The sequence below is a fragment of the Rhodococcus sp. ACPA1 genome (assembly GCF_002300195.1).
Taxonomy (GTDB): Bacteria; Actinomycetota; Actinomycetes; order Mycobacteriales; family Mycobacteriaceae; genus Rhodococcus_F; species Rhodococcus_F opacus.
The window spans coordinates 56,220-76,533 of sequence record NZ_NSDX01000005.1 but is presented as its reverse complement, the minus strand read 5'-3'; the positions used below and the strand labels follow the sequence as shown (position 1 = coordinate 76,533).

26 protein-coding genes and 1 riboswitch are annotated in these 20,314 nt (G+C 66.5%); of the genes, 10 read left to right on the top strand and 16 right to left on the bottom strand.

Annotation, left to right across the window (positions count from 1 at the left end):
- The first annotated feature begins 10 nt into the window (after window positions 1-10).
- The 3 genes from CJ177_RS24755 to CJ177_RS24745 all read left to right on the top strand — a co-directional run bounded on the left by CJ177_RS24755 (window position 11) and on the right by CJ177_RS24745 (window position 1,512).
- Window positions 11-325, top strand: a complete 315-nt coding sequence (locus CJ177_RS24755; protein ID WP_005244929.1) for an antibiotic biosynthesis monooxygenase — start codon at window positions 11-13, stop codon at window positions 323-325.
- Between the two features lie 51 nt (window positions 326-376).
- Window positions 377-510, top strand: a riboswitch (cobalamin riboswitch).
- Between the two features lie 22 nt (window positions 511-532).
- Window positions 533-727 (top strand): CbtB domain-containing protein, encoded by a 195-nt coding sequence (locus tag CJ177_RS24750; protein WP_005244930.1) that lies wholly within the window; start codon window positions 533-535, stop codon window positions 725-727.
- Window positions 718-1,512 (top strand): CbtA family protein, encoded by a 795-nt coding sequence (locus CJ177_RS24745; protein ID WP_061044536.1) that lies wholly within the window; start codon window positions 718-720, stop codon window positions 1,510-1,512. The genes CJ177_RS24750 and CJ177_RS24745 overlap by 10 nt, the downstream gene beginning before the upstream one ends.
- A 16-nt stretch (window positions 1,513-1,528) precedes the next feature.
- On the opposite strand, the gene CJ177_RS24740 is transcribed toward CJ177_RS24745, so the two are convergent.
- A complete protein-coding gene (locus tag CJ177_RS24740; protein ID WP_061700400.1) occupies window positions 1,529-2,470 on the bottom strand; it encodes a DUF5996 family protein in 942 nt (313 codons plus the stop codon).
- Window positions 2,471-2,612: 142 nt separating this feature from the next.
- Between CJ177_RS24740 and CJ177_RS24735 the strand changes: the two genes are divergently transcribed.
- The gene (locus CJ177_RS24735) at window positions 2,613-3,068 is read left to right on the top strand and encodes a hypothetical protein (RefSeq protein ID WP_095868869.1); all 456 of its coding nucleotides are present in this window, start codon (window positions 2,613-2,615) and stop codon (window positions 3,066-3,068) included.
- Here CJ177_RS24735 and CJ177_RS24730 read toward each other — a convergent pair.
- On the bottom strand, window positions 3,065-3,730 hold the full coding sequence (locus tag CJ177_RS24730) for a DsbA family protein (RefSeq protein ID WP_095868868.1): 666 nt from the start codon (window positions 3,728-3,730) through the stop codon (window positions 3,065-3,067). The two genes, CJ177_RS24735 and CJ177_RS24730, sit on opposite strands and share 4 nt — an antisense overlap.
- A 236-nt stretch (window positions 3,731-3,966) precedes the next feature.
- On the opposite strand from CJ177_RS24730, the gene CJ177_RS24725 reads away from it, so the two are divergent.
- The 5 genes from CJ177_RS24725 to CJ177_RS24705 are packed head-to-tail and all read left to right on the top strand — an operon-like array spanning window position 3,967 to window position 5,942.
- The gene (locus tag CJ177_RS24725; protein WP_005244942.1) at window positions 3,967-4,161 is read left to right on the top strand and encodes a CbtB domain-containing protein; all 195 of its coding nucleotides are present in this window, start codon (window positions 3,967-3,969) and stop codon (window positions 4,159-4,161) included.
- Window positions 4,162-4,184: 23 nt separating this feature from the next.
- On the top strand, window positions 4,185-4,628 hold the full coding sequence (locus CJ177_RS24720; RefSeq protein ID WP_025431752.1) for an SH3-like domain-containing protein: 444 nt from the start codon (window positions 4,185-4,187) through the stop codon (window positions 4,626-4,628).
- Window positions 4,625-4,924: an SH3-like domain-containing protein gene (locus CJ177_RS24715; protein ID WP_025431751.1), complete on the top strand. Its 300-nt coding sequence runs from the start codon at window positions 4,625-4,627 to the stop codon at window positions 4,922-4,924. Before CJ177_RS24720 ends, CJ177_RS24715 begins: the two co-directional genes overlap by 4 nt.
- Window positions 4,921-5,610, top strand: coding sequence for a thiocyanate hydrolase subunit gamma (scnC, locus tag CJ177_RS24710; protein ID WP_005244945.1), 690 nt, complete (start codon window positions 4,921-4,923; stop codon window positions 5,608-5,610). The genes CJ177_RS24715 and scnC overlap by 4 nt, the downstream gene beginning before the upstream one ends.
- A complete protein-coding gene (locus CJ177_RS24705; RefSeq protein WP_005262166.1) occupies window positions 5,607-5,942 on the top strand; it encodes an SH3-like domain-containing protein in 336 nt (111 codons plus the stop codon). Before scnC ends, CJ177_RS24705 begins: the two co-directional genes overlap by 4 nt.
- Window positions 5,943-5,952: 10 nt before the next feature.
- On the opposite strand, the gene CJ177_RS24700 is transcribed toward CJ177_RS24705, so the two are convergent.
- Together CJ177_RS24700 and CJ177_RS24695 are read right to left on the bottom strand one after the other, a co-directional pair.
- A complete protein-coding gene (locus CJ177_RS24700; RefSeq protein WP_005244949.1) occupies window positions 5,953-6,390 on the bottom strand; it encodes an OsmC family protein in 438 nt (145 codons plus the stop codon).
- A gap of 39 nt (window positions 6,391-6,429) precedes the next feature.
- Window positions 6,430-7,380: a YafY family protein gene (locus CJ177_RS24695; RefSeq protein WP_005244951.1), complete on the bottom strand. Its 951-nt coding sequence runs from the start codon at window positions 7,378-7,380 to the stop codon at window positions 6,430-6,432.
- A 61-nt stretch (window positions 7,381-7,441) separates the two neighbouring features.
- On the opposite strand from CJ177_RS24695, the gene CJ177_RS24690 reads away from it, so the two are divergent.
- The gene (locus CJ177_RS24690) at window positions 7,442-8,023 is read left to right on the top strand and encodes a TIGR03086 family metal-binding protein (protein ID WP_095868867.1); all 582 of its coding nucleotides are present in this window, start codon (window positions 7,442-7,444) and stop codon (window positions 8,021-8,023) included.
- 69 nt (window positions 8,024-8,092) lie between these two features.
- On the opposite strand, the gene CJ177_RS24685 is transcribed toward CJ177_RS24690, so the two are convergent.
- The 12 genes from CJ177_RS24685 to CJ177_RS24630 all read right to left on the bottom strand — a co-directional run bounded on the left by CJ177_RS24685 (window position 8,093) and on the right by CJ177_RS24630 (window position 20,312).
- Window positions 8,093-10,630, bottom strand: coding sequence for an ATP-dependent Clp protease ATP-binding subunit (locus CJ177_RS24685; protein WP_005244954.1), 2,538 nt, complete (start codon window positions 10,628-10,630; stop codon window positions 8,093-8,095).
- A 605-nt stretch (window positions 10,631-11,235) separates the two neighbouring features.
- Window positions 11,236-12,171, bottom strand: coding sequence for a triacylglycerol lipase (locus CJ177_RS24680; RefSeq protein WP_061044540.1), 936 nt, complete (start codon window positions 12,169-12,171; stop codon window positions 11,236-11,238).
- 100 nt (window positions 12,172-12,271) lie between these two features.
- Window positions 12,272-12,622: an Lsr2 family protein gene (locus CJ177_RS24675; RefSeq protein WP_005244957.1), complete on the bottom strand. Its 351-nt coding sequence runs from the start codon at window positions 12,620-12,622 to the stop codon at window positions 12,272-12,274.
- Between the two features lie 138 nt (window positions 12,623-12,760).
- On the bottom strand, window positions 12,761-14,272 hold the full coding sequence (lysS, locus tag CJ177_RS24670) for a lysine--tRNA ligase (RefSeq protein WP_005244958.1): 1,512 nt from the start codon (window positions 14,270-14,272) through the stop codon (window positions 12,761-12,763).
- 141 nt (window positions 14,273-14,413) lie between these two features.
- On the bottom strand, window positions 14,414-14,836 hold the full coding sequence (locus tag CJ177_RS24665) for a rhodanese-like domain-containing protein (protein ID WP_005244960.1): 423 nt from the start codon (window positions 14,834-14,836) through the stop codon (window positions 14,414-14,416).
- Window positions 14,833-15,366: a cysteine dioxygenase family protein gene (locus tag CJ177_RS24660; RefSeq protein ID WP_005244961.1), complete on the bottom strand. Its 534-nt coding sequence runs from the start codon at window positions 15,364-15,366 to the stop codon at window positions 14,833-14,835. The genes CJ177_RS24665 and CJ177_RS24660 overlap by 4 nt, the downstream gene beginning before the upstream one ends.
- A gap of 122 nt (window positions 15,367-15,488) precedes the next feature.
- Window positions 15,489-16,304, bottom strand: coding sequence for a type III pantothenate kinase (locus CJ177_RS24655; protein ID WP_095868866.1), 816 nt, complete (start codon window positions 16,302-16,304; stop codon window positions 15,489-15,491).
- A 3-nt stretch (window positions 16,305-16,307) separates the two neighbouring features.
- The gene (gene panD / locus CJ177_RS24650) at window positions 16,308-16,754 is read right to left on the bottom strand and encodes an aspartate 1-decarboxylase (RefSeq protein ID WP_005262154.1); all 447 of its coding nucleotides are present in this window, start codon (window positions 16,752-16,754) and stop codon (window positions 16,308-16,310) included.
- Between the two features lie 18 nt (window positions 16,755-16,772).
- Window positions 16,773-17,708, bottom strand: a complete 936-nt coding sequence (panC, locus tag CJ177_RS24645) for a pantoate--beta-alanine ligase (protein WP_025431748.1) — start codon at window positions 17,706-17,708, stop codon at window positions 16,773-16,775.
- Between the two features lie 5 nt (window positions 17,709-17,713).
- Window positions 17,714-18,640 (bottom strand): Rossmann-like and DUF2520 domain-containing protein, encoded by a 927-nt coding sequence (locus CJ177_RS24640; protein WP_005244966.1) that lies wholly within the window; start codon window positions 18,638-18,640, stop codon window positions 17,714-17,716.
- Window positions 18,641-18,787: 147 nt separating this feature from the next.
- The gene (locus CJ177_RS24635) at window positions 18,788-19,774 is read right to left on the bottom strand and encodes a DUF6779 domain-containing protein (protein WP_179443280.1); all 987 of its coding nucleotides are present in this window, start codon (window positions 19,772-19,774) and stop codon (window positions 18,788-18,790) included.
- Between the two features lie 70 nt (window positions 19,775-19,844).
- Window positions 19,845-20,312 carry a DUF3180 domain-containing protein gene (locus CJ177_RS24630; RefSeq protein ID WP_179443299.1) on the bottom strand — a complete coding sequence of 156 codons (468 nt, stop codon included), beginning with the start codon at window positions 20,310-20,312 and terminating at the stop codon, window positions 19,845-19,847.
- Between the last annotated feature and the right edge of the window lie 2 nt (window positions 20,313-20,314).

The window sequence follows — 20,314 nt, the reverse complement described above, 5'->3', positions numbered from 1 at the left end:
TCTCGCCCGCATGGCAGTGGTGAAGATCAACGCAATCGAAATCCCCGAGGGCGCGGGCCCCGAACTCGAGAAGCGCTTCGCGGCGCGCGCGCACGCCGTGGAGAACTCCCCCGGCTTCCTCGGATTCCAGCTTCTGCGCCCCGTCAAGGGCGAGAACCGCTACTTCGTCGTCACCCAGTGGGAGAGCGAAGAGGCATTCGCGGCGTGGCGCGACGGTCCGGCCCGGGAAGCACACGCGGGTGAGCAGAAGAAGCCGGTGGCGTCCGGAGCTTCGCTGCTCGAGTTCGAGGTCGTTCTCGACGTCGCGGCGGCGAACAAGAACTGAGAGCCAGGGCCGAGCGGGAGGATTGACACGACGGCCCGCCGGGTGCAAAAGTTCGCAGGACAAAGCGATGGTTCGGCAGGAATCCGGTGCAATCCCGGAGCGGTCGCGCCACTGTAAATCGGAGTAGTCCTTCACGGGAGCCACCTCGACAGCCAGATACTGCGGCCATCGCCTGGACCTAGGGGACGCGAAATCCCAGGAGGAACTATGGCACTCGCCTACGCACCCGGCTCGTCGGTCGACACGACCCGTCTCGCCGTCATCTCTTTCGCGATCGTTCTGTTCGCGATGCTCGCTCTCTATCTCGTTGGCTTCGACCAGGGCGCGATTTCGCGCAGTGGCATGTACATGCATGAACTGATGCACGACGGCCGCCACCTCCTGGGCCTGCCATGCCACTGACCGATTCCTTCGCGAAACTCCTCATCCGCGGTCTGCTGGCCGGCCTGATCGCAGGCATCCTGGCCGGTGGCGTCGCCTTCGTCCTCGGTGAGTCGCACATCGATGCGGCCATCGCGATCGAAGAGTCGAACAGCGCTGCCGAAGCCGAAGTCCACTCGCACGACGCCACGCAGGCAGAGGAGCCGGCCGGGCACTCGCACGACGAGGAAGAAGCACTGGTCAGCCGTGACGGACAGCGCTTCGGACTGTTCCTCGCCACGTCCCTCGCGGGCCTGGCTCTGGGAGCGATCTTCGCCGTCGTCGCGAATTACGCGCGTCGGCTGACGACGCTGTCGGGGCCGTTGCTCGGGCTGACACTGGCCACGTTGGGCTGGTTGGCAATCGAGGCGGTGCCGTTCTTCAAGTACCCCGCCAACCCACCGGCTGTCGGAGACCCCGAAACGATCACCCAGCGCACCTGGCTGTGGCTCGCCGCAGTCGTGCTGGGCCTGCTCGCGGTGGTGGCCTCCGTCTTCGCGGCGAAGGCCGTCGCAGCGCAGGAGTTCCTGTCGGTGCGGATCGCGGCGCCGGTTCTCGCCTTCCTCGTGGTGGTGACCGTCGGATACCTCGTGCTGCCCACCGTCAACGAAGTGGGCGACGACTTCCCCGCAGTGCTTCTGTGGCAGTTCCGCCTGTCGTCCCTCGCGACGCAGGCCACGTTGTGGCTGGTCCTCGGACTGGCATTCGCGTTCCTCACGGAGCGTGCCACCCGGGTCACGACGCCCGCGTCGGCGAACGCCGCCTGACCCACCTGTCAGGGCGTCAGCGGGATTTGTCCCATCGGGCCGGGTCCGCCTCCAGGGCGGCCCGGTCCCAGCCACCCCGTTCGGCGGCCGCGTCGTACGTGCTGTGCAGGAACTTCAGCAGTGCGGCATCGGGATCGTCTGCGGTTCGGACGGTCTCGTACGGCAGCAGGAACTGTCCGTTCTCCTTGCTGTAGAACGCTCCGTCGGGCCCGGCCGGGTAGTCGGCGAAGCCGTCCGGTTCCGGGTAGGCGTACGCGTAGAACGCGCCTTCGACACCACCGCCGGGCCAGAAACCGCAGCTGCTCAGCTCGTGCGAGTAGCCCTCGACCATCACCCAGTCTCCGCAGTTCGGTGCTCCCCCAGGGTGAGTCGGTGCGGTTCGCCCGGAGAACCGGGTGCAGGCCAGGTCGAGCGCACCCCAGAAGAAGTGCACGGGACTGACCTTCCCGATGAAATGGGAACGGAACTCGTGCAGGACGCGGTCCGCCTGCACGAGTTGCCGCCAGAACTGGTGCACCGACTCACCGTCGTACGAGCAGTGCTGGGTGTCCTCCGCGAACGGGACGGCGGGGTCCACCTCGTTGGGCCGGGCCAGAATGGTCGTCGCCACACCCAGTTCGGCCAGCGTGTCCATCGTCTCCGCATAGAAATCGGCCACCGACTTCGGTTCGAGGGCAACCGTCCCGGTGCCGCCGGTGCTCGTGCGGATCACCAGTCGATGGTCGGCGAAGTCGAATTCGATGTCGAAACAGTCGGTGCCGTACGGGACTGTCGACGTCGTGAGACCGCGGGGACTCACGTACAGCGGGACCTGCCACCAGTGGTTGATCAACGGTGCGTGGGCCAAGCGGATCTTTCCGACTATCTGCGTCCACATGTGCAGGGTGTCCCGCGTCGTCGTCCAGTCGTCCACCTTCAACGCCGGCCATGCATCTCCGGGTCGTGTCTGCTCGCGCACAGTGCCTCCCTGCCGATGACGTGCATTTCAATGTGCCCCTCGTCCGGGGTGATGGCAAGCACGTCGCACCGATACCCGGGTAGGGGTGAACTCCACTCCGTGGGGTGATGTGCCGCGACGTCGCCGATACCAGCATGGGGACATGACCACTCGTACTGCACCCTCGGTCCCGCAGACGGTCGAGCGCGCGTACTGGCTGCTCGGACTCGCCCTGTTCGCCGGCGTGGTCGAGGCCATCGCGCACACATCGACGGCATTGGACGGCCCGGACCCCGACGTCGGCAGCCTCGCCGGACAACTCGCGGTCCGCGTCGTCGTCTACGGCGCGGTGCTGTTCGTCATGACCCGATTCCGCAGTGGCAGGGCGTGGGCGCGGAACACTCTCGCGATCGGTCTCGGCGTCTTCGGCGTCGCTTCGCTCGTGATGGAGCCGCTCGCCTGGTTGTCGGCCGGCAACGACCCGATGTCCGCCGTCGCAGGTCTGACGCTCGACGTCGCGGTGATCGCGACCGCCCGGCTCACCCATCTCGTGGCGGTGATCGCGGCGGTGGCACTCATGTTCCGGCCCGACGCCAACCGGTACGTCACGCGCCGCTAGTTCACCGGCGCCGCGCTCGCCTGCGTCAGAAGCTGCAGGAACACGTCCTTCGGCTGCGCACCGGACACGGCGACGCGGCGGTTGGCGACGAAGAACGGCACCGCCGACACCTGCAGTCGACGGGCGGTCTCGAGGTCGGCGCGGACCGCGTCCGCACCGGCATCGGACTCGAGTTCGGCGCGCACGGTGTCGGCGTCGAGCCCGGCCCGCGACGCGATGTCGACGAGCACCTCGCGGTCGTCGATCACGGCTCCCTCACCGAAGTGCGCGCGGAACAGCGCCTCCACCACGGCATCTCGCTCGTCGCCCGCCAGGTGGATCAACCGGTGGGCGTCGAAGGTGTTGGCGGCGATCACGGTGTCGAAGTCGAGACTCAGCCCCTCGTCGGCCGCCGTGCGCGCAACGTGTCCGAACATCTGACGGACCTGCTCGGCAGACATGCCCTTGCTCTCCACCAGGGCGTCGAGTTCGCTGCGCCGCTCGCCCACCGGCGTCTCCGGCGACAGCTGATACGACCGCCACACCACGTTCACCCGGTCACGCCCCTCGAACTCCGCGAGGGCGGCCAGGAAACGGTGCTTGCCGATGTAGCACCAGGGGCAGGCGACGTCGGACCAGATTTCGATCTCGATGTCGCCGTCGGTGTTCTGCTGTGTCGTCACAGTTCAGTGGAACGAATCGCCGGTGCATTCTGTTCCGCCGGGTGCGACACGGTGTTTGTCTTGGTTCGCCGCGCTGCATTTCCGCACGCCGGATTCGACCGAACGGTACGGTGATGAGATCGACACGGCGAGAGTAACGTCGTATCGATCGTGCCGCTGAGTGAGGGGCGCTCGTCGCGATGCCCGGACAATCGACGGCCGACAGTTGCGGAACCCGAACTCCTCCAGGAGTAGCCATGGTTTACGTCTCTTCACCGAGCAAGTCCGTCGAGTCACTCGGAATCGTGCTGATCGCCGTCGGAGTCGTCCTGCTCGCTCTGCTCACCCTCTACCTGGTCGGATTCGACCAGGGTGCGATCTCCCGAAGTGGCATGTACCTGCACGAATTGATGCACGACGGCCGCCATCTCCTGGGAGTTCCCTGTCACTAGTTCCACCACCACCGGAGCACGCGATGAACTCTCCAGCAGATTTCGAAGCACAGGCGAACAGGGTCGCGGAGTACGGCCCGGTCCATCACGCAGAGATGGATTCGCCGTATTACCTGTCCAATTCCGCGTTCGACGCGTTGCGACACGTTCTCCACGACGTCGGCGGCCAGACCGCCCTTCCCGTCAAGTACGAGGAGAAGGTCGAAGAGGACTGGGAGATGAGTACATACGTCACGTGCGAGTGCCTCGGGTGGCGCGGTGTGTGGAACTCCGAGGAGCGCCGGCGCGCCGAGAACGACCTGGGCGCAACGCTGTACTTCGGGTTGCCGTACTACGCGCGGTGGATCACGGTGGCCGCCAAGACACTCATCAACAAGGGCCTGATCACGCCCGACGAACTCTCCGCCAAGATCGACGAGGTCCGGGCCCGGTCGGGTGGCGGGAACGCGACCGGAGGCCGGTCATGACGAAATTCGAGATCGGCGACCGGGTCACCGTCAAGGACGCGACGTCGATGTTCCACACCCGAACCCAGGCATTCATCCGCGGGCGCACCGGAGTCGTCGTCGAGCACCGCCCGGAGTGGGTGATTCCCGAGGACGAGGCGTGGGGACGCGTGGACGACGGCCGGACCGAGCCGTTCTACGTCGTCCGCTTCCGGCAGACCGACCTCTGGCCCCGCTACACCGGATTCGAGATCGACACGTTGGAAACCGAGTGCTCCGAGCGCTGGCTCGAGCCGGCAGGAGAGGCGGACACATGACGCACTCGCACGACGATCACGCCCCGATCCAGGCCTCGGAGGAGGTCAGCGAATTCGAGATCCTGGAGACCGCGATTCGGGAACTGTCCATCGAACACGGACTGTTCTCCCGCGAGGATCACCGCCGTTTCTCCGAATGGGCCGAATCGGTAGGGCCCTCGGGTGGTTCGAAATTGGTCGCGAAAGCGTGGGTCGACCCGGAATTCAAGAAGCGACTGCTGGCCGACGGCACCGAAACCTGCAAAGAAGTGGGGATCGACTGGCGCGACCCGACCGGATCGGGCACGCCGAGCGACTACACCTACTTCTACGTGCTGGAGAACACTCCGAAGGTCCACAACGTCATCGTCTGCACGTTGTGTTCGTGCTATCCGCGGCCCGTTCTCGGTATGTCTCCGGACTGGTACCGCACCCCCAACTATCGTCGCCGGTTGGTGCGCTGGCCCCGCGAGGTGATTGCGGAGTTCGGTCTACACTTCCCGTCGGATGTCGAAGTGCGCGTGCATGATTCGAATCAAAAATCACGGTTCATGGTGATGCCCATGCGCCCCGAGGGCACCGAGGGGTGGAGTGAGGAACAACTGGCGTCGATCGTCACCCGCGACACCATGATCGGCGTCGCCGTCCCGCAGGTCGATTGGACTGCGACCACACCACCCTCGGACAACGGAGGAACCGCGCGATGATGACGGACAAGGCATACGACGTCATCCTGAACACGCTGACGCCGGAGACGACCCGCGACGACGTGACGCTACCGGACCTCGACCGCAAGCCCGACCCGTGGGAATCGAGCATGCAGGCCACCGCGGAATGCCTGTCCTGGCGTGGCGCCTGGGACAATCTCGACAGGCGCCACACCGAGGACCAGCTGGGCGAAACCGTCTACCGCGACTTCCCCGTCCGCTCCCGGTCCGTCGTCGCCACCGCTCACGCGTTGATGGACAAGGGCGTCATCAGCCCGGACGAACTCCAGGCGAAGATGGAGGAAGTGCGCGCACGGTTCAACCGTCAGTAGCCGACTGGACTCAGGACTCGAGTGCCGCGTCCAGCGTGATCTCGACTCCGGTGAGCGCCTTGCTGACGGGGCACGACTCCTTGGCGGCCTGAGCGGCCTTCGCGAAGCCGTCGGCGTCGAGACCGTCCACCTCGCCGCGGACCGTCAGCTTGATGCCGGTGAGCTTGAAACCCGGGTTGTCCGGTCCGAGTGAGACATCCGCCTTCACCTCGAGGCTCTGCGGGGTGCCGCCTGCCTCTGCGATGAGTGCGGACAGCTGCATCGCGTAGCAGGAGGAATGCGCCGCGGCGATCAGCTCCTCCGGGCTGGTGGTTCCACCCGCCTCTTCGGCCGCCCGCTTGGGGAACGAGACGTCGAAGGTCGCGACTCCGGAACTGGTGAGTTCCACCTGGCCGCTTCCCTGTTCGAGCGATCCGTTCCAAGCGGTCCGTGCGGTACGTGTCGGCATGCCACATCCTCTCGTGGTTCTTCGGTTTACGTGTCGAACCTACTCGTACCGGGTGGCCATCCGCAGCGCGCGGGAACGCAGGGCGGCCCGCAGAGCGTCCGGTGCCAGCACTTCCGCGTCCTCGCCGAACGCCCACAGAACCCCGCGTGCGTGGGAGTCGTCGCCGAACACCACTTCCAGGCGCACCCGGTCGCCGTCGACCGACTGCTCGGATCGGACGGCATAGGCACGCTCCACCAGGTCGTCGCGGCGCTCACGGCGCACGAGAACGTCGGTGACCACCGGTGTCCCGCGCGCCCGGAACGCCGAACGGCGACGCTCCCAGATCGCGGCCAGGTCGATGTCGGCCGATCTCTGCGCCGGCTCGTCGAGTTCGCGGACGTCCTCGATCCGCTCGAGCCGGTACGTCCGGTCGCGGCCGGCGTCCGTCGCCACCAGATACCACCGTCCCGCCGCATGGATGAGGCCCTGCGGGTCGATGACGCGCCACACCGCATCGTTGCCCCGCGACGGGTAGAGGATGCTCAGCCGCCGGCCCACGAACACCGCCTGCTGGATCAGCCCGAGATGATCGTCGACCGGCTCCGGATCGGTCAGCCACGTTCCCTGGGTGACGAACACCCGCTCCGCCACCTTCGTCGCCGCCGCCCGGTGCGCGTCGGGCATCGCCGCCACCACCTTGCGCATGGCCGAGGCGAACGCCGGTGCCATGCCCAGCGATTCCGACGTCACCGCAGAGCCTGCCGCCAGAAGGGCCTTGGCCTCGTCGACAGTCAGGCCCGTGAGGTCGGTGGTGAATCCCGGCAGCAACTCGAAGCCGCCGTCACGGCCGCGTTCGGCGTACACCGGTATCCCCGCCGTGGACAATGCGTCGATGTCCCGCAGCACGGTGCGCGGGGACACCTCGAGTTCGCGGGCCAACGCCGACGCCGACATGCGCCCGCGGTTGCGGAGCAGGAGGACGAGCGAGAGCAGGCGATCGGCGCGCATGGGAGAAGTCTGTCAGAAATACATGACAGGAGATGTCATGTTTTGCGGCGATAGTTGCCTCATGACGAACACGACAGATCCCCGGCCCCTGCACCGCGAAGCCCTCACCTGGACGACCGGCCTCATCGAGAAAGTCCGCGAGGACCAGCTGACGGCATCCACTCCGTGCGCCGACTTCGACGTCCGCACCCTGCTCGGCCACCTGGTCGCCACCGTGGAGCGTGCCCGCGTGATCGGTGAGGGCGGCGACCCGAGCACCGTTCCGCTCGTCGTCACCGACATCTCCGGCGACGGCTACGCGGACGCCTACCGGTCCGCCACGGACCGCATGTGGCCCGTCTGGACCGACGACAGCCGGCTCGACGCGACGGTGACGGCGCCGTGGGGCACCGTCCCCGGCCGTGCCGCCATCTGGGGCTACATCAACGAGACCCTCGTGCACGGCTGGGACCTGGCCGTCGCCACCGGCCAACCCTCCGAAACTCGCCCGGAACTCGCCGAGGCCATGCTCGCCGTCGCACGGCATGCGATCCCGGCGGAGACGCGCGGCGGGCACGTGCCGTTCGCGGACGTGGTCGAGCCGCACCCCACCGCCGGTCCCACCGAGCGCCTCGCCAACTGGTCGGGACGCAAGAGCATCTGACCCTGCACACACGAACGGGCCGCCGGTGGAAAACCACCGGCGGCCCGTTGTCGTGCGATTGCTGCCTGTCTACTCCGAGTCGGCTGCGCCGGACTTGGCCAGGTCGACCGGAACCTCGTCGGGAACCGTGACCGGCTTCGTCTCGCCGCGGAACGTGAACTTCGCGTCCTCGCCCGCGCCTTCGCCGTCCCAGTTCTCGACGTCGACGTACACGATCTGACCGGGGCCGACCTCGCCGAAGAGGATCTTCTCCGACAGCTGGTCCTCGATCTCGCGCTGGATGGTGCGACGCAGCGGCCGCGCACCCAGGACCGGATCGAAGCCACGCTTGGCCAGCAGCGACTTGGCCTTGTCGGTGACCTCCATCGTCATGTCCTTGTTCTTCAAGGCCACCTCGACGCGTGCCACCATCAGGTCCACCATCTGAACGATCTGCTCGGTGGTGAGCTGGTGGAACACGACGATGTCGTCGATGCGGTTGAGGAACTCGGGACGGAAGTGCTTCTTCAGCTCGTCGTGGACCTTGAGCTTCATCCGCTCGTAGTTCGACTCGTCGCCCTTACCGGACGTGAAGCCGAGACCCACAGCCTTGGAGATGTCCGAGGTACCGAGGTTCGAGGTGAAGATGAGCACCGTGTTCTTGAAGTCCACGGTCCGGCCCTGACCGTCGGTGAGACGGCCGTCTTCGAGCACCTGCAGGAGCGTGTTGTAGATCTCCTGGTGTGCCTTCTCGATCTCGTCGAACAGCACCACACTGAACGGCTTGCGGCGCACCTTCTCGGTGAGCTGGCCGCCCTCTTCGTAGCCGACGTAGCCGGGAGGGGCACCGAACAGCCGCGACGCCGTGAAGCGGTCGTGGAACTCACCCATGTCGATCTGGATGAGAGCGTCGTCCTCACCGAACAGGAAGTTGGCGAGCGACTTGGCCAGCTCGGTCTTACCGACACCGGACGGGCCGGCGAAGATGAACGAACCGGACGGACGCTTCGGGTCCTTCAGGCCGGCACGGGTACGACGGATCGCCTTGGCGACCGCCTTGACCGCGTCTTCCTGACCGATGATCCGCTTGTGCAGCTCCTCCTCCATACGGAGCAGACGCGTGGTCTCCTCCTCGGTGAGCTTGAACACGGGGATGCCGGTCCAGTTACCCAGGACCTCGGCGATCTGCTCGTCGTCGACCTCGGCGATGACGTCCAGGTCACCGGAACGCCACTGCTTCTCCCGCTCCGCACGCTGAGCGACGAGGGTCTTCTCCTTGTCGCGCAGGTTCGCGGCCTTCTCGAAGTCCTGCGCGTCGATCGCGGACTCCTTCTCGCGGCGGGCGTCGGCGATCTTGTCGTCGAACTCGCGGAGGTCCGGCGGTGCGGTCATCCGGCGGATGCGCATCCGGGCTCCGGCCTCGTCGATGAGGTCGATGGCCTTGTCCGGCAGGAAGCGGTCGTTGATGTAGCGATCGGCCAGGGTGGCCGCGGCGACGAGTGCACCGTCCGTGATGGACACGCGGTGGTGCGCCTCGTAACGGTCGCGAAGGCCCTTGAGGATCTCGATGGTGTGTTCCACTGTCGGCTCGCCGACCTGCACCGGCTGGAAGCGGCGCTCCAGTGCGGCGTCCTTCTCGATGTACTTGCGGTACTCGTCGAGGGTGGTGGCACCGATGGTCTGCAGCTCACCGCGGGCGAGCTTCGGCTTGAGGATCGAGGCCGCGTCGATGGCGCCCTCGGCCGCGCCTGCACCCACGAGGGTGTGCAGCTCGTCGATGAACAGAATGATGTCGCCGCGGGTGTTGATCTCCTTGAGGACCTTCTTCAGTCGCTCTTCGAAGTCACCGCGGTAACGGCTGCCGGCCACGAGCGACCCGAGGTCGAGCGTGTACAGCTGCTTGTCCTTGAGCGTCTCGGGCACCTCGCCGTTGACGATGGCCTGAGCGAGCCCCTCGACGACGGCGGTCTTACCGACACCGGGCTCGCCGATCAGCACCGGGTTGTTCTTGGTACGGCGCGACAGCACCTGCATGACGCGCTCGATTTCCTTCGAGCGGCCAATGACGGGGTCGAGCTTGCCTTCGAGGGCGGCCTGGGTGAGGTTGCGACCGAACTGGTCGAGCACCAGCGACGTGGACGGGGTGCCCGCCTCGCCACGAGTGCCGCCGGCCTCGGCCGGCTCCTTGCCCTGGTAGCCGGAGAGCAGCTGGATGACCTGCTGACGCACCCGGTTGAGGTCGGCACCGAGCTTGACCAGCACCTGCGCTGCGACGCCTTCACCCTCGCGGATGAGGCCGAGCAGGATGTGCTCCGTGCCGATGTAGTTGTGTCCGAGCTGCAGTGCCTCGCGCAGGCTGAGCTCCAGGACTTTTTTGGCACGCGGGGTGAAGGGGATGTGGCCGGACGGGGCCTGCTGGCCCTGGCCGATGATCTCCTCGACCTGGCTGCGCACTCCTTCGAGGGAGATGCCCAACGACTCCAGCGACTTGGCAGCGACACCTTCGCCCTCGTGAATGAGGCCGAGCAGGATGTGCTCCGTACCGATGTAGTTGTGGTTGAGCATCCTGGCTTCTTCTTGAGCCAGGACAACAACGCGCCGTGCGCGATCGGTGAACCTCTCGAACATCGCTCTCCCTCACACTTTCCGACGTGCAGTCACGAGACCGGGTGTCTCGTCCCTGTTCGCCGCGTTTCGCTCCGGCACTACAAGCAGATCGCCAGCGCCTGCTCGGAGGGCAGAAGCCCCGAACCGACGAAGGTTCCACGACCCCAGCTATTACTCTAGTTGGCTGCCGATCGACCTGCTGCCCCTCCACCCCTTTAGGTGGAAGAGCAGGCCTGCTTACCCGTATTTAACGCCCCAGCTCCGGCAATCGTTTCCCCTTCGCTGTACGCCTGGAGCGAACAGGTTCCGCGATGCCGATGTGGACCACCATTTCGTAGCCGCCGGGACTGGCTCGAATGGACACTTCTTTCCAGTTGTTCACCATCCAGACGTTCCTGGACGGGACCCTGCGGGCACGTCGTGACCGTGGTGTCGCAGAAATGCGACAACCTCTTGCCCGCGAAGTTCGCGACCCGTTTCCCGAAGGAAGCGAGACCTGCGTGTCCGGACAGGGTATGTCGATGAGCTGTGAGTTCGCCACCCATACGTTTCCACCCGGCGTCGGCGGCGATACCCAGCGGGTTCCTCAGGACTCCCCCGGTAACCGGCGACGAGGCGGGAAAGGGCTACCCCGCGACGGGGGCGACGAAACGGCACGGCACGTCGCGCGGGTGGGCGGGATCGAGCGCGTTGAGCACGAATCCGGCGGCCCGTGCCGAACCGGCGACGGCGACGTGGTCGGAGTAGTCCTGCTCGCAACCGTCCTGGACGACGATGTTCGTGGTGCTCGGGCCCGGCTCGATGCCGCTCGTGTACGGGACGACCAGTTCGTCGTAGCGGGTGGCGATGTTCGTGTACTCGATGCCGGGGACGTAGACCCCGTCCGCCCGCATGCGGTCGATGAACGCGGACCCCTGGAACATCTCGGGGCAGGCCCCGCAGACGGGGAAACCTGCCGCCACCTCGTCGTCGACGCCGAGCGCCCGCAGGGACCGCCCGACGCTGATCTGATCGTTGCCGTACGTTCCGTGCCACGGCGGTGCCAATGACACGATCTTCGAGACCTTGTCTGCGCCGCCGAAGAACTTCACGTAGTTGTTCGCCTGCAGGGTGCCCTGGGAATGTCCGACGAGATCGACTTTCGAGGCCCCCGTGCTCGACAGCACCTGATCGACGAACGTGGCGATCTGAGCGGTGCCGCTGTCGATGGGCGTCATCCCGCCGATCGCATCGAGCGGCCACGGCAGTTCGGGGAAGTTGCCGTAGGTGAGGGAATACACGCAGTAGCCCTCGTTCGCGAGGAGTGGTGCGTACACCGCCCAGTTGGTCTGGCGTGCGCCTCCAGTGCCGTGGACGAGGACCACCGGTTCGGGATGCGCGTCACTCGGCAGGCAGGACCAGTCGTTCGAACCCGGGGCCGAACCGCCCGGATTTCCCAATTCGAGGGGCACGCCGGCGAGGAACGAATCCGGCACCGGATAGGTCGGCGCTGCGGACGCCACCCCGGACCACATCACGAACGCCAGGAACAGAATCCCTGAAACGGTCACGCAGCGCCGCACAGCTACCCCCCAGACTTCCCGATTAACGGATCAGTGCGGGACGGTAACAGTCCAGGTCACGTCGCGTAGCGAATCAGCGAATTCTGTTCCCAGCTAACTTTCAGTTCGCCTTGTTGTAGGCGTCGATAATTTCCGCGGAGATACGCCCGCGCGCAGAAACCTTTTTGTTGTTCTTGCGCGCCCATTCCCGGATAGCGGCGCTCTGTTCCCGATCGACCGAAACTCGAGACTTGGTGGCGGCCGGAGCCGCCACGGCCTTGCCGCGCTTGCGCGAGCTCACCTTGCGCGCGTGGGAAACCCACACGTCGAGCTGCTCGCGCAATTTCGCCGCATTCTCCGAGGAAAGGTCGATCTCGTACTGGACACCGTCGAGTCCGAACTCGACCGTCTCGTCGGCAGACGCCTCTTGATCGACATCGTCGATCAGGGTGACAGTGACCTTCTTAGCCATGGGATGAAATTCCTCTCGAATGAAGCGACGTCTCATCGTCAACGTGAGCTACGACCCGGAGGTAACCATACCCCTGTTCTTCCGATTCGGAATACGAGGAATGGATCGAATTTATCCGCGCGAATTCACCCTGGTGAATCAGCGAGTAGAAGGCCGAACAATGGGAAAGAGGATTGTTTCGCGGATTCCCAATCCCGTCAAAGCCATGAGCAGACGGTCGATTCCCATTCCGGTACCGGTGGTCGGCGGCATTCCCTGCTCCATTGCGGCGAGGAATTCTTCGTCGAGGGCCATCGCCTCGTCGTCGCCGGCCGACGCGAGACGCGCCTGATCGACGAACCGCTCACGCTGGATGACCGGATCGACCAATTCCGAATAGCCCGTGGCCAACTCGAACCCGCGGATGTAGAGGTCCCACTTCTCCGTCACCCCGGCCTTGCTGCGGTGGTCACGAGTCAGCGGCGAGGTCTCGACCGGGAAATCACGGACGAACGTCGGCTCGAACAACTGGTCGCCGCACTGGTGCTCCCACAGTTCCTCGACGAGCTTCCCATGCCCGTAACCCTTGTCCTTCGGGACCTCCAGGCCCACCTTCTCGGCGAGCGCCAGCAATTCCTCGACGGTGGAATCAGGAGTGACCTCGACACCGATCGCCTGCGACAGCGACGGGTACATCTCGAGGGTCTTCCATTCACCACTGAAGTCGTATTCGGTGCCGTCGGCGAGAGTGACGACCTGCGAACCGAAAGCGGCCTGCGCCACTTCCTGGACGAGTTCCCGGATCATGACGGCAGAATCGTCGTACGTGCCGTACGCCTCGTATGTCTCGAGCATCGCGAATTCCGGCGAGTGCGTCGAGTCGACACCCTCGTTGCGGAAATTCCGGTTGATCTCGAAGACCTTCTCGATACCGCCGACGACGCACCGCTTCAGGAACAGTTCGGGCGCGATACGGAGGTAGAGATCGATATCGAGGGCATTGGAGTGCGTGATGAAGGGACGGGCCGCCGCGCCGCCCGCCACCGTCTGCAGCATCGGCGTCTCGACCTCGAGGAACCCGCGACGCTCGAGCGCGTTCCGGAGCTCACGGACGACAGCCACCCGCTTACGCGCATTCTCCCGCGCCTCGGAGCGCACGATCAGATCGGCGTAGCGCTGCCGGACCCGCGACTCCTCGTTCATCTCCTTGTGCGCAACGGGCAGCGGCCGGAGCGACTTGGACGCGATCTGCCACGAATCGGCCATCACGCTCAGCTCACCGCGACGGGAGCTGATCACCTCACCGTGCACGAACACGAAGTCGCCGAGGTCGACATCGGCCTTCCACGACGCGAGAGCGTCCTCGCCGACAGCGGCGAGACTGATCATCGCCTGCAGCTGGGTGCCGTCGCCTTCCTGCAGCGTCGCGAAGCACAACTTGCCCGTGTTGCGCACGAAGATCACCCGGCCGACGACACCGACCTGGTCACCGGTGGCCGTGTCGGGCTCGAGTTCCGGGTACTTGGCCCGGATCTCCGCCAGCGAGTGGGTGCGCGCCACCGACACCGGGTACGCCTCGCGTCCCTCCGCGAGGATGCGCTCACGCTTCTCCTGGCGGATCCGAAGCTGCTCGGGGGTGTCGTCGACTGGCTGGGCTGCTACTTCACTCACGGGTCACCAGCCTAATCGACAGCCGACCGTGCCCCTATTCAGAGGTCAGTGTCATGCGACGGCTCGCCGTCAGTGTCATGAGACGGCTCGCCGTCAGTGTCATGAGACGGCTCGCCGTCAGTGTCATGAGACGGCTCGCCGTCAGTGAGCCGAGACGGTGGCCAGCTCCCGCACGCAGTGCTGCGTGGCGATGAGCGAGCCCAGCAGTCCCGCCGCCTTGATCGCCTTGTACCCGCCGACGAGATCGGTCGCCTTGTGCAGGCCCAGCTGCTGCAGCGCCGCCGCGGCGAGACTCGACGTGTAGCCCTCGGAGCAGACGATGATCCACTCGACGTCGTGGTCCACTGCCAGCGCCAGGTGCGCCGAGCTGGTGGGATCGCAACGCCACTCGAGGACGTTGCGTTCGATGGCGAGTGCACCGGGCAGCGTTCCCTCGATCGCTCGCTGCGCCTGCGGGCGGATGTCCACCACGATCGCGCCGCGCGCCACGGCCTCGGGCAGCTCGAATGCGTACATGCGGTCGATCTGGGTGCGGGCCTCTTCGAGCATCTGGTCGATGTTCACTTCGAACCACCCTCGGGGAGATCGGTGAGCTCGGTCCGGGTACGGCGCAGCGTGCCGTGGTCGGTGACCTCGTAATAGGACATGGCCGATAGCGGCGGCGAGTAGGCGTGCACGCTCAGGGTCGGCGTCACCACCTCCGCCCCGGGTGCGTCCGGCGCCCGCACGACGTCGTGGACCCAGCCGAGCGGGAACGAGGCCTGATCGCCTGCCTCGAGAGTGCGGTGACGCAGACGGTCACCCGCCCAACGGAACTCGGACAACGCGCCGCTGAGAACGGTGAGCGCGCCGAAAGAGCCTGCGTGGTCGTGCAATTCGGTGTTCCGGTCGGGAACCCAGCTGATCAGCCAGACGTCGACGTCGTCATCCGAGTAGAGCCGGGTCGACCAGCGCTCGTCGGTGGGCCAGCTCTGCGGGAGCAGGACGTCGTGGCGGCCGTCGAGGACCTCGGAAGCACCCTGGTCGGTGATGCGCAGCAGGTCAGCCGGGCGAAGACGGGTGGGTACAGATGCAGAAGAATACGTTGCGAGCACGAGAGAGACTCCCAGAAGTGTGAATTGGTCAAGGCAGCGTTCAGCCTCGACAACACTCCTGAGCACTCGTGCAGAGATTCACGGGGACCATTCTGACATAACTTCCGCGAAGAGGGAACCCGTCACTCGAGCGGGCTGCGACGCGCCCCCCGGCGAGCCTGATTCCGCTCGTAGACCAGGCGCAGCCCTTCGAGCGTGAGATCCGGTTCGTGCTCGTCGACGGTTTCCGTCTCGGGCATGATCAGCGGCGCGCGGTCACCGGTCGCGATCACCACCACGTCGGAACCGGAGAAGGCGGGCAGTTCCTTGCGCACGCGGCGGACCAGCCCGTCGACGAGCCCGGCGAAACCGAACACCGCACCCGACTGCATGCACTCGACGGTGTTCTTACCGACGACGGAGCGGGGACGCACCAGTTCGACCTTGCGCAGAGCCGCCGACTGCGACGCGAGTGCGTCCGAGGAGATCTCGAGGCCCGGCGCGATGGCGCCGCCGAGGAACTCACCCTTGGCGGACACGACGTCGACGCACGTGGACGTCCCGAAGTCGACCACGATGCACGGTGCGTCGTAGAGGTGATGCGCCGCAAGACTGTTCACGATCCGGTCGGCGCCCACCTCCTTGGGGTTGTCGACGAGCAGCGGAACACCGGTTCGCACCCCGGGTTCCACCAGCACGTGCGGGACGTGCCCCCAGTACCGCGTCAGCATCACGCGGATCTCCCGCAGCACCGACGGCACCGTCGACAGCGCGGACACACCTGTGATCTGATCGGCGTGCGCGCCGAGGAGCCCCCGGAAGATGAGGGCCAGCTCGTCGGCCGTCATCCTCGCGTCGGTGCGCATCCGCCAGTCCTGCACCAACTTCGAGTGTTCACCGGTACCGGTGAACAGTCCGAGAACGATGTTCGTGTTCCGGACGTCGACGGTGAGGAGCATGGGTTACACCAAACTGGATTCGCGCTCGGCGTCGAGCGTCGACAGCATGCGCGGGGTGATGAGACCGGAGCCCTCCGGCGCGTGCGCCGGGTCGGCACCGAGCTCGATCGGCGAGTTGGCGGCGTCGACGAACACGACGCGCGGCTCGTAGTCGCGCACCTCCTGCTCGTTCATGACGCCGTAGGCGATGAGGATGACGAGGTCGCCGGGCTTGACCAGATGCGCTGCCGCACCGTTGATCCCGATGACACCACTTCCCCGCTCGCCGGCGATCACATAGGTTTCGAGCCGCGCGCCGTTGTCGATGTCGACGATGCACACCTGCTCGCCCTCGAGGAGGTCGGCGGCGTCCATCAGATCCTGGTCGACCGTCACCGAGCCTACGTAGTGCAGGTCGGCGTGTGTGACGGTGGCGCGGTGGATCTTCGACTTCATCATGGTGCGAAACATGTTCCGGTCCTTACTCTTCTAGCGGGAAAGAAGTTCGTCTGTGGCCGCGCCCGACGGTGGTTCGGCGTCGCGTTCGAGGAAACCGGTGCCGACGGCGACACCGACGTTGTCGATCAATCGGGTGGTTCCGAGCTTGGCGGCGACGAGCAGCCGGCCGTCGCCTCGTTCGGGGGCGGGACCGAGATCGACGCCCCGCACTTCGAGGTAGTCGACCTCCACTTCCGGGACGGACGCCAGCACCTCGCGCGCGGTGGCCAGGATCGCCTCGGCGCCACCGGCGGCGGCGTGGGCCCCGGCGATCAGGGCCGCGGACAGTGCCGTCGCCGCGTTGCGCTGCGCCTCGTCGAGGTAGCGGTTGCGCGAGGACAGTGCCAGCCCGTCGTGCTCACGCACCGTGGGCACGCCGAAGATCCGGACGTCGAAGTTCAGGTCGGTCACCATCTGCCGGATCAGCGTCAGCTGCTGGTAGTCCTTCTCGCCGAAATACGCGACGTTCGGCGCTGCGATCTGCAGCAGCTTGGCGACGACGGTGAGCATGCCCGCGAAGTGTGTCGGCCGGGACGCGCCCTCCAGCTCGGCACCCAGCGGTCCGGGATGGATCGTGGTCCGCGGTCCTGCCGGGTACATGGTGGCTGCGGTGGGCACGAACGCCAGCTCGACTCCGGCCTCGCGCAGCAGTTCGAGATCGGCGTCGAGGGTGCGCGGGTAGGCGTCGAGGTCTTCGCCGGCGCCGAACTGCAACGGGTTGACGAAGATCGAGACGATCACCACCGCGCCGGTGAGCTTGGCCTGCCGCACCAGTTCCAGGTGACCCGTGTGGAGGGCTCCCATCGTCGGCACGAGCGCGACCTGGCGGCCGACACCGCGGAGCGCCTTCGAGACCCGGGTCAGCACGTTCGGGTCGTGGTGCACGGTCAGTTCGCCGCGCTTGTATCCGCCCTGCAGATCGCTCACGGAACTCACCTCCGGTCTTCCAGGATTTCCAGCAGTTCAGGTGTGGCGCCGGCGCGTTGCGCCGACCTCAGAGACAGGGCACGGTAGCCGGCCGCGATCCGCGGATCGACCTCTTCGAGTACCCGCAGATGCGTGGCAACCGCTTCCGAATCGCCTCGCGCGACCGGCCCGGTCAGTGCCGACGGCCCACGCCGCAGGGCGTTGTCGAGCGCCGCGGAGAGCAGCGGCTGGAGGACTCGCTCGGCCAGGCCGTTCGGATCGTCGCCGATCAGCTCCTGGCCGAGCAATTCCTGGCCCTCGAGGGCGACGCGCAGCGCGGCCACGGCGTCGACGACGAGCGTCACCAGGTGGTTGCTGCCGTGCGCGAGAGCGGCGTGGTACAGCGGCCGCATGTCCTCGCGGACCCGGACGGGCTCGCCGCCGATCTCGAGGACCAGCGACTGTGCGATCGCGTAACCGATGTCGTCGGCGGCGGTGATGCCGAAACAGGCGGACGCGAGACGGACGGTGTCCTCGTCGTGCCCGGTGAACGTCATCGCGGGGTGAATCGCGAGCGGAACGACGCCCTGCTCGGTGAGGGGGTCGAGGATCCCGATGCCGTTCGCGCCGGAGGTGTGAGCCACGATCGCGCGACTCGGCACCGCGCTGGTGGAGGCCAGCCCAGCGATCAGTGACGGCAGTTCGGCGTCGGGGACGGCGAGAACGAGCAGTTCTGAGCGGGCCGCGACCTCTGCCACCGGCAGAATCTCGGTCTCGGGAAGCCGGGTCCGTGCCCGGTGACGTGACGCGTCGGAGACAGCCGAGCAGGCGACGACGACGTGACCTGCCCGCTCCAACGCGGCACCGATTGCTGTACCGACCCGGCCGGCGGAGACGATTCCCACCGTCAACCTCGCAGGCGCAGGGCCATTAGTGATCCCGAAAGAGGTCACCTTCGTCCTCTCGTTCGTTCCAGTCCCGCTCGGCGGGTACCAGACGTTCTCGAGTGAGGATAGCCCGGCTCGAACGCACCCCGCCATGTGCCTGCGGAGTGATATATGCCTCACACGATGCGGGTTGATCCTCGGGCGCGTCCGGCCTTATTCGGCCCGGCGACGCCTGCCTCCGGCGCTCTGGCCGGTTCCGGATGCCGACTGCATGTTGGCCATGATCTCGGCGACGGACAGCCCGTTCGAGTGCGCACCCGACGATTCGTCGTCCTCGGGCGCCCGTCGGCGGCCCCGCCGCGCTTCGGGCTCTGCCTCCGCCTCGGAGTCGGGCTCGGACTCCGCTACAGGCTCGGGCTCGGGGACCGGTTCGGGCTCGGGGACCAGTTCGGGCCCGACCTCGGCAACAGGCTCGGGTGCCGGCCGGGTCTCGGCAACCGGCTCGGGCTCCGGTTCCGGTTCCGGTTCGACCTCGATCTCGGGTTCGGTGTATCCGGCGTACGCAGGTTCCACGATGGACGTCTCGGCGGTGACCGGATCGTCGTCCGGATTCGCGAAATGGTGAGAAGTCTGGGCGGAACCGCTCTGATGCCCCGCCCCGGCGGCATGCCCTGCTCCCGGGATGTACAGGCCCGACGCAGCAGGCTGGTAGCTGCTGTACGACCCGCCTGCGAGTTCCTGCACACGCGTCGAATCCGCCCGCAGCGCGATCCGTTCGGTCGGCATCGCGCCGTCGAACAGGGCCTCGAGATTCTTGCGGAGCGACGAGAGTTCGGCACGCAGCGCCGCGAGTTCTTCGGCGTCGGCGCGCACCTCGCTGCGCACCCGCTTCTCGACGGTGAGCTCGTATTCGCGCCGTGCCGAGATCTCCCGCTCGAGCTGCAACTCGTAGACGGTCTGCAGGTCGTTGACCTTCGCCTTGTCGAGCGCCGACTCGCGCCGGTACTTCGTCATGGCGATGGCACCGACCGTGGCAGCCCACAGCGCGGCAACCAGGCCCACCCGCAGGAGTTGGACGCTGTCGCTGAAGATCAGGAAGAGGGACGCGATCACCGCGAGGGCGAGCAACCCCGCAACGATCATCTGGCTCGCGCTGCGCTTGTTGCGGCGCGCAGACTTGAGGCGACCAGGATTCGTCATGGTGCCAGGGTACTTGGCCGCGAAGGGTGCACCGCGCATTCCATCGGACCTGCGGTGATCCTCCATGTCCTCAATGCGCCGGCTCGTCCGTGGGGTCGTCGGGGGTGCGGCAGCAGTGTTCCAGCCACAGTGCCGCGCCGACGAGGGCCAGTGCGGCGACGAGGCCCACCCACGCGCCGGGAGTGTCCGAGCCCGCGGCCCGGAGCACCGAACGCTGCGGAAGCAGGTACAGCAGGAAGCCGCCCCACACCCCGGCCGTCGCGGCACCGACGAGCGCGGACGCCTTGGCGAGCGCCGCCACCCGGGCGGCGGTGATCGGGTGCAGCTGACGCGGTCCGTCGCCCACCTGATGATTGCTGACCCGGGATCGCACCATGAACGCGAGGACGACCTCGATCAGCGCGACCGGGTACAGCGACGCCCCGGCGTACACGGGAATCGGCGGAAACGAGCCGTAGAACACACGGACCAGAATCCAGGTGGCGGCGACGGCGAGAGCGGCCAGGAACAGCAGATCCCAGATCCGGGTGGGCTTCATCG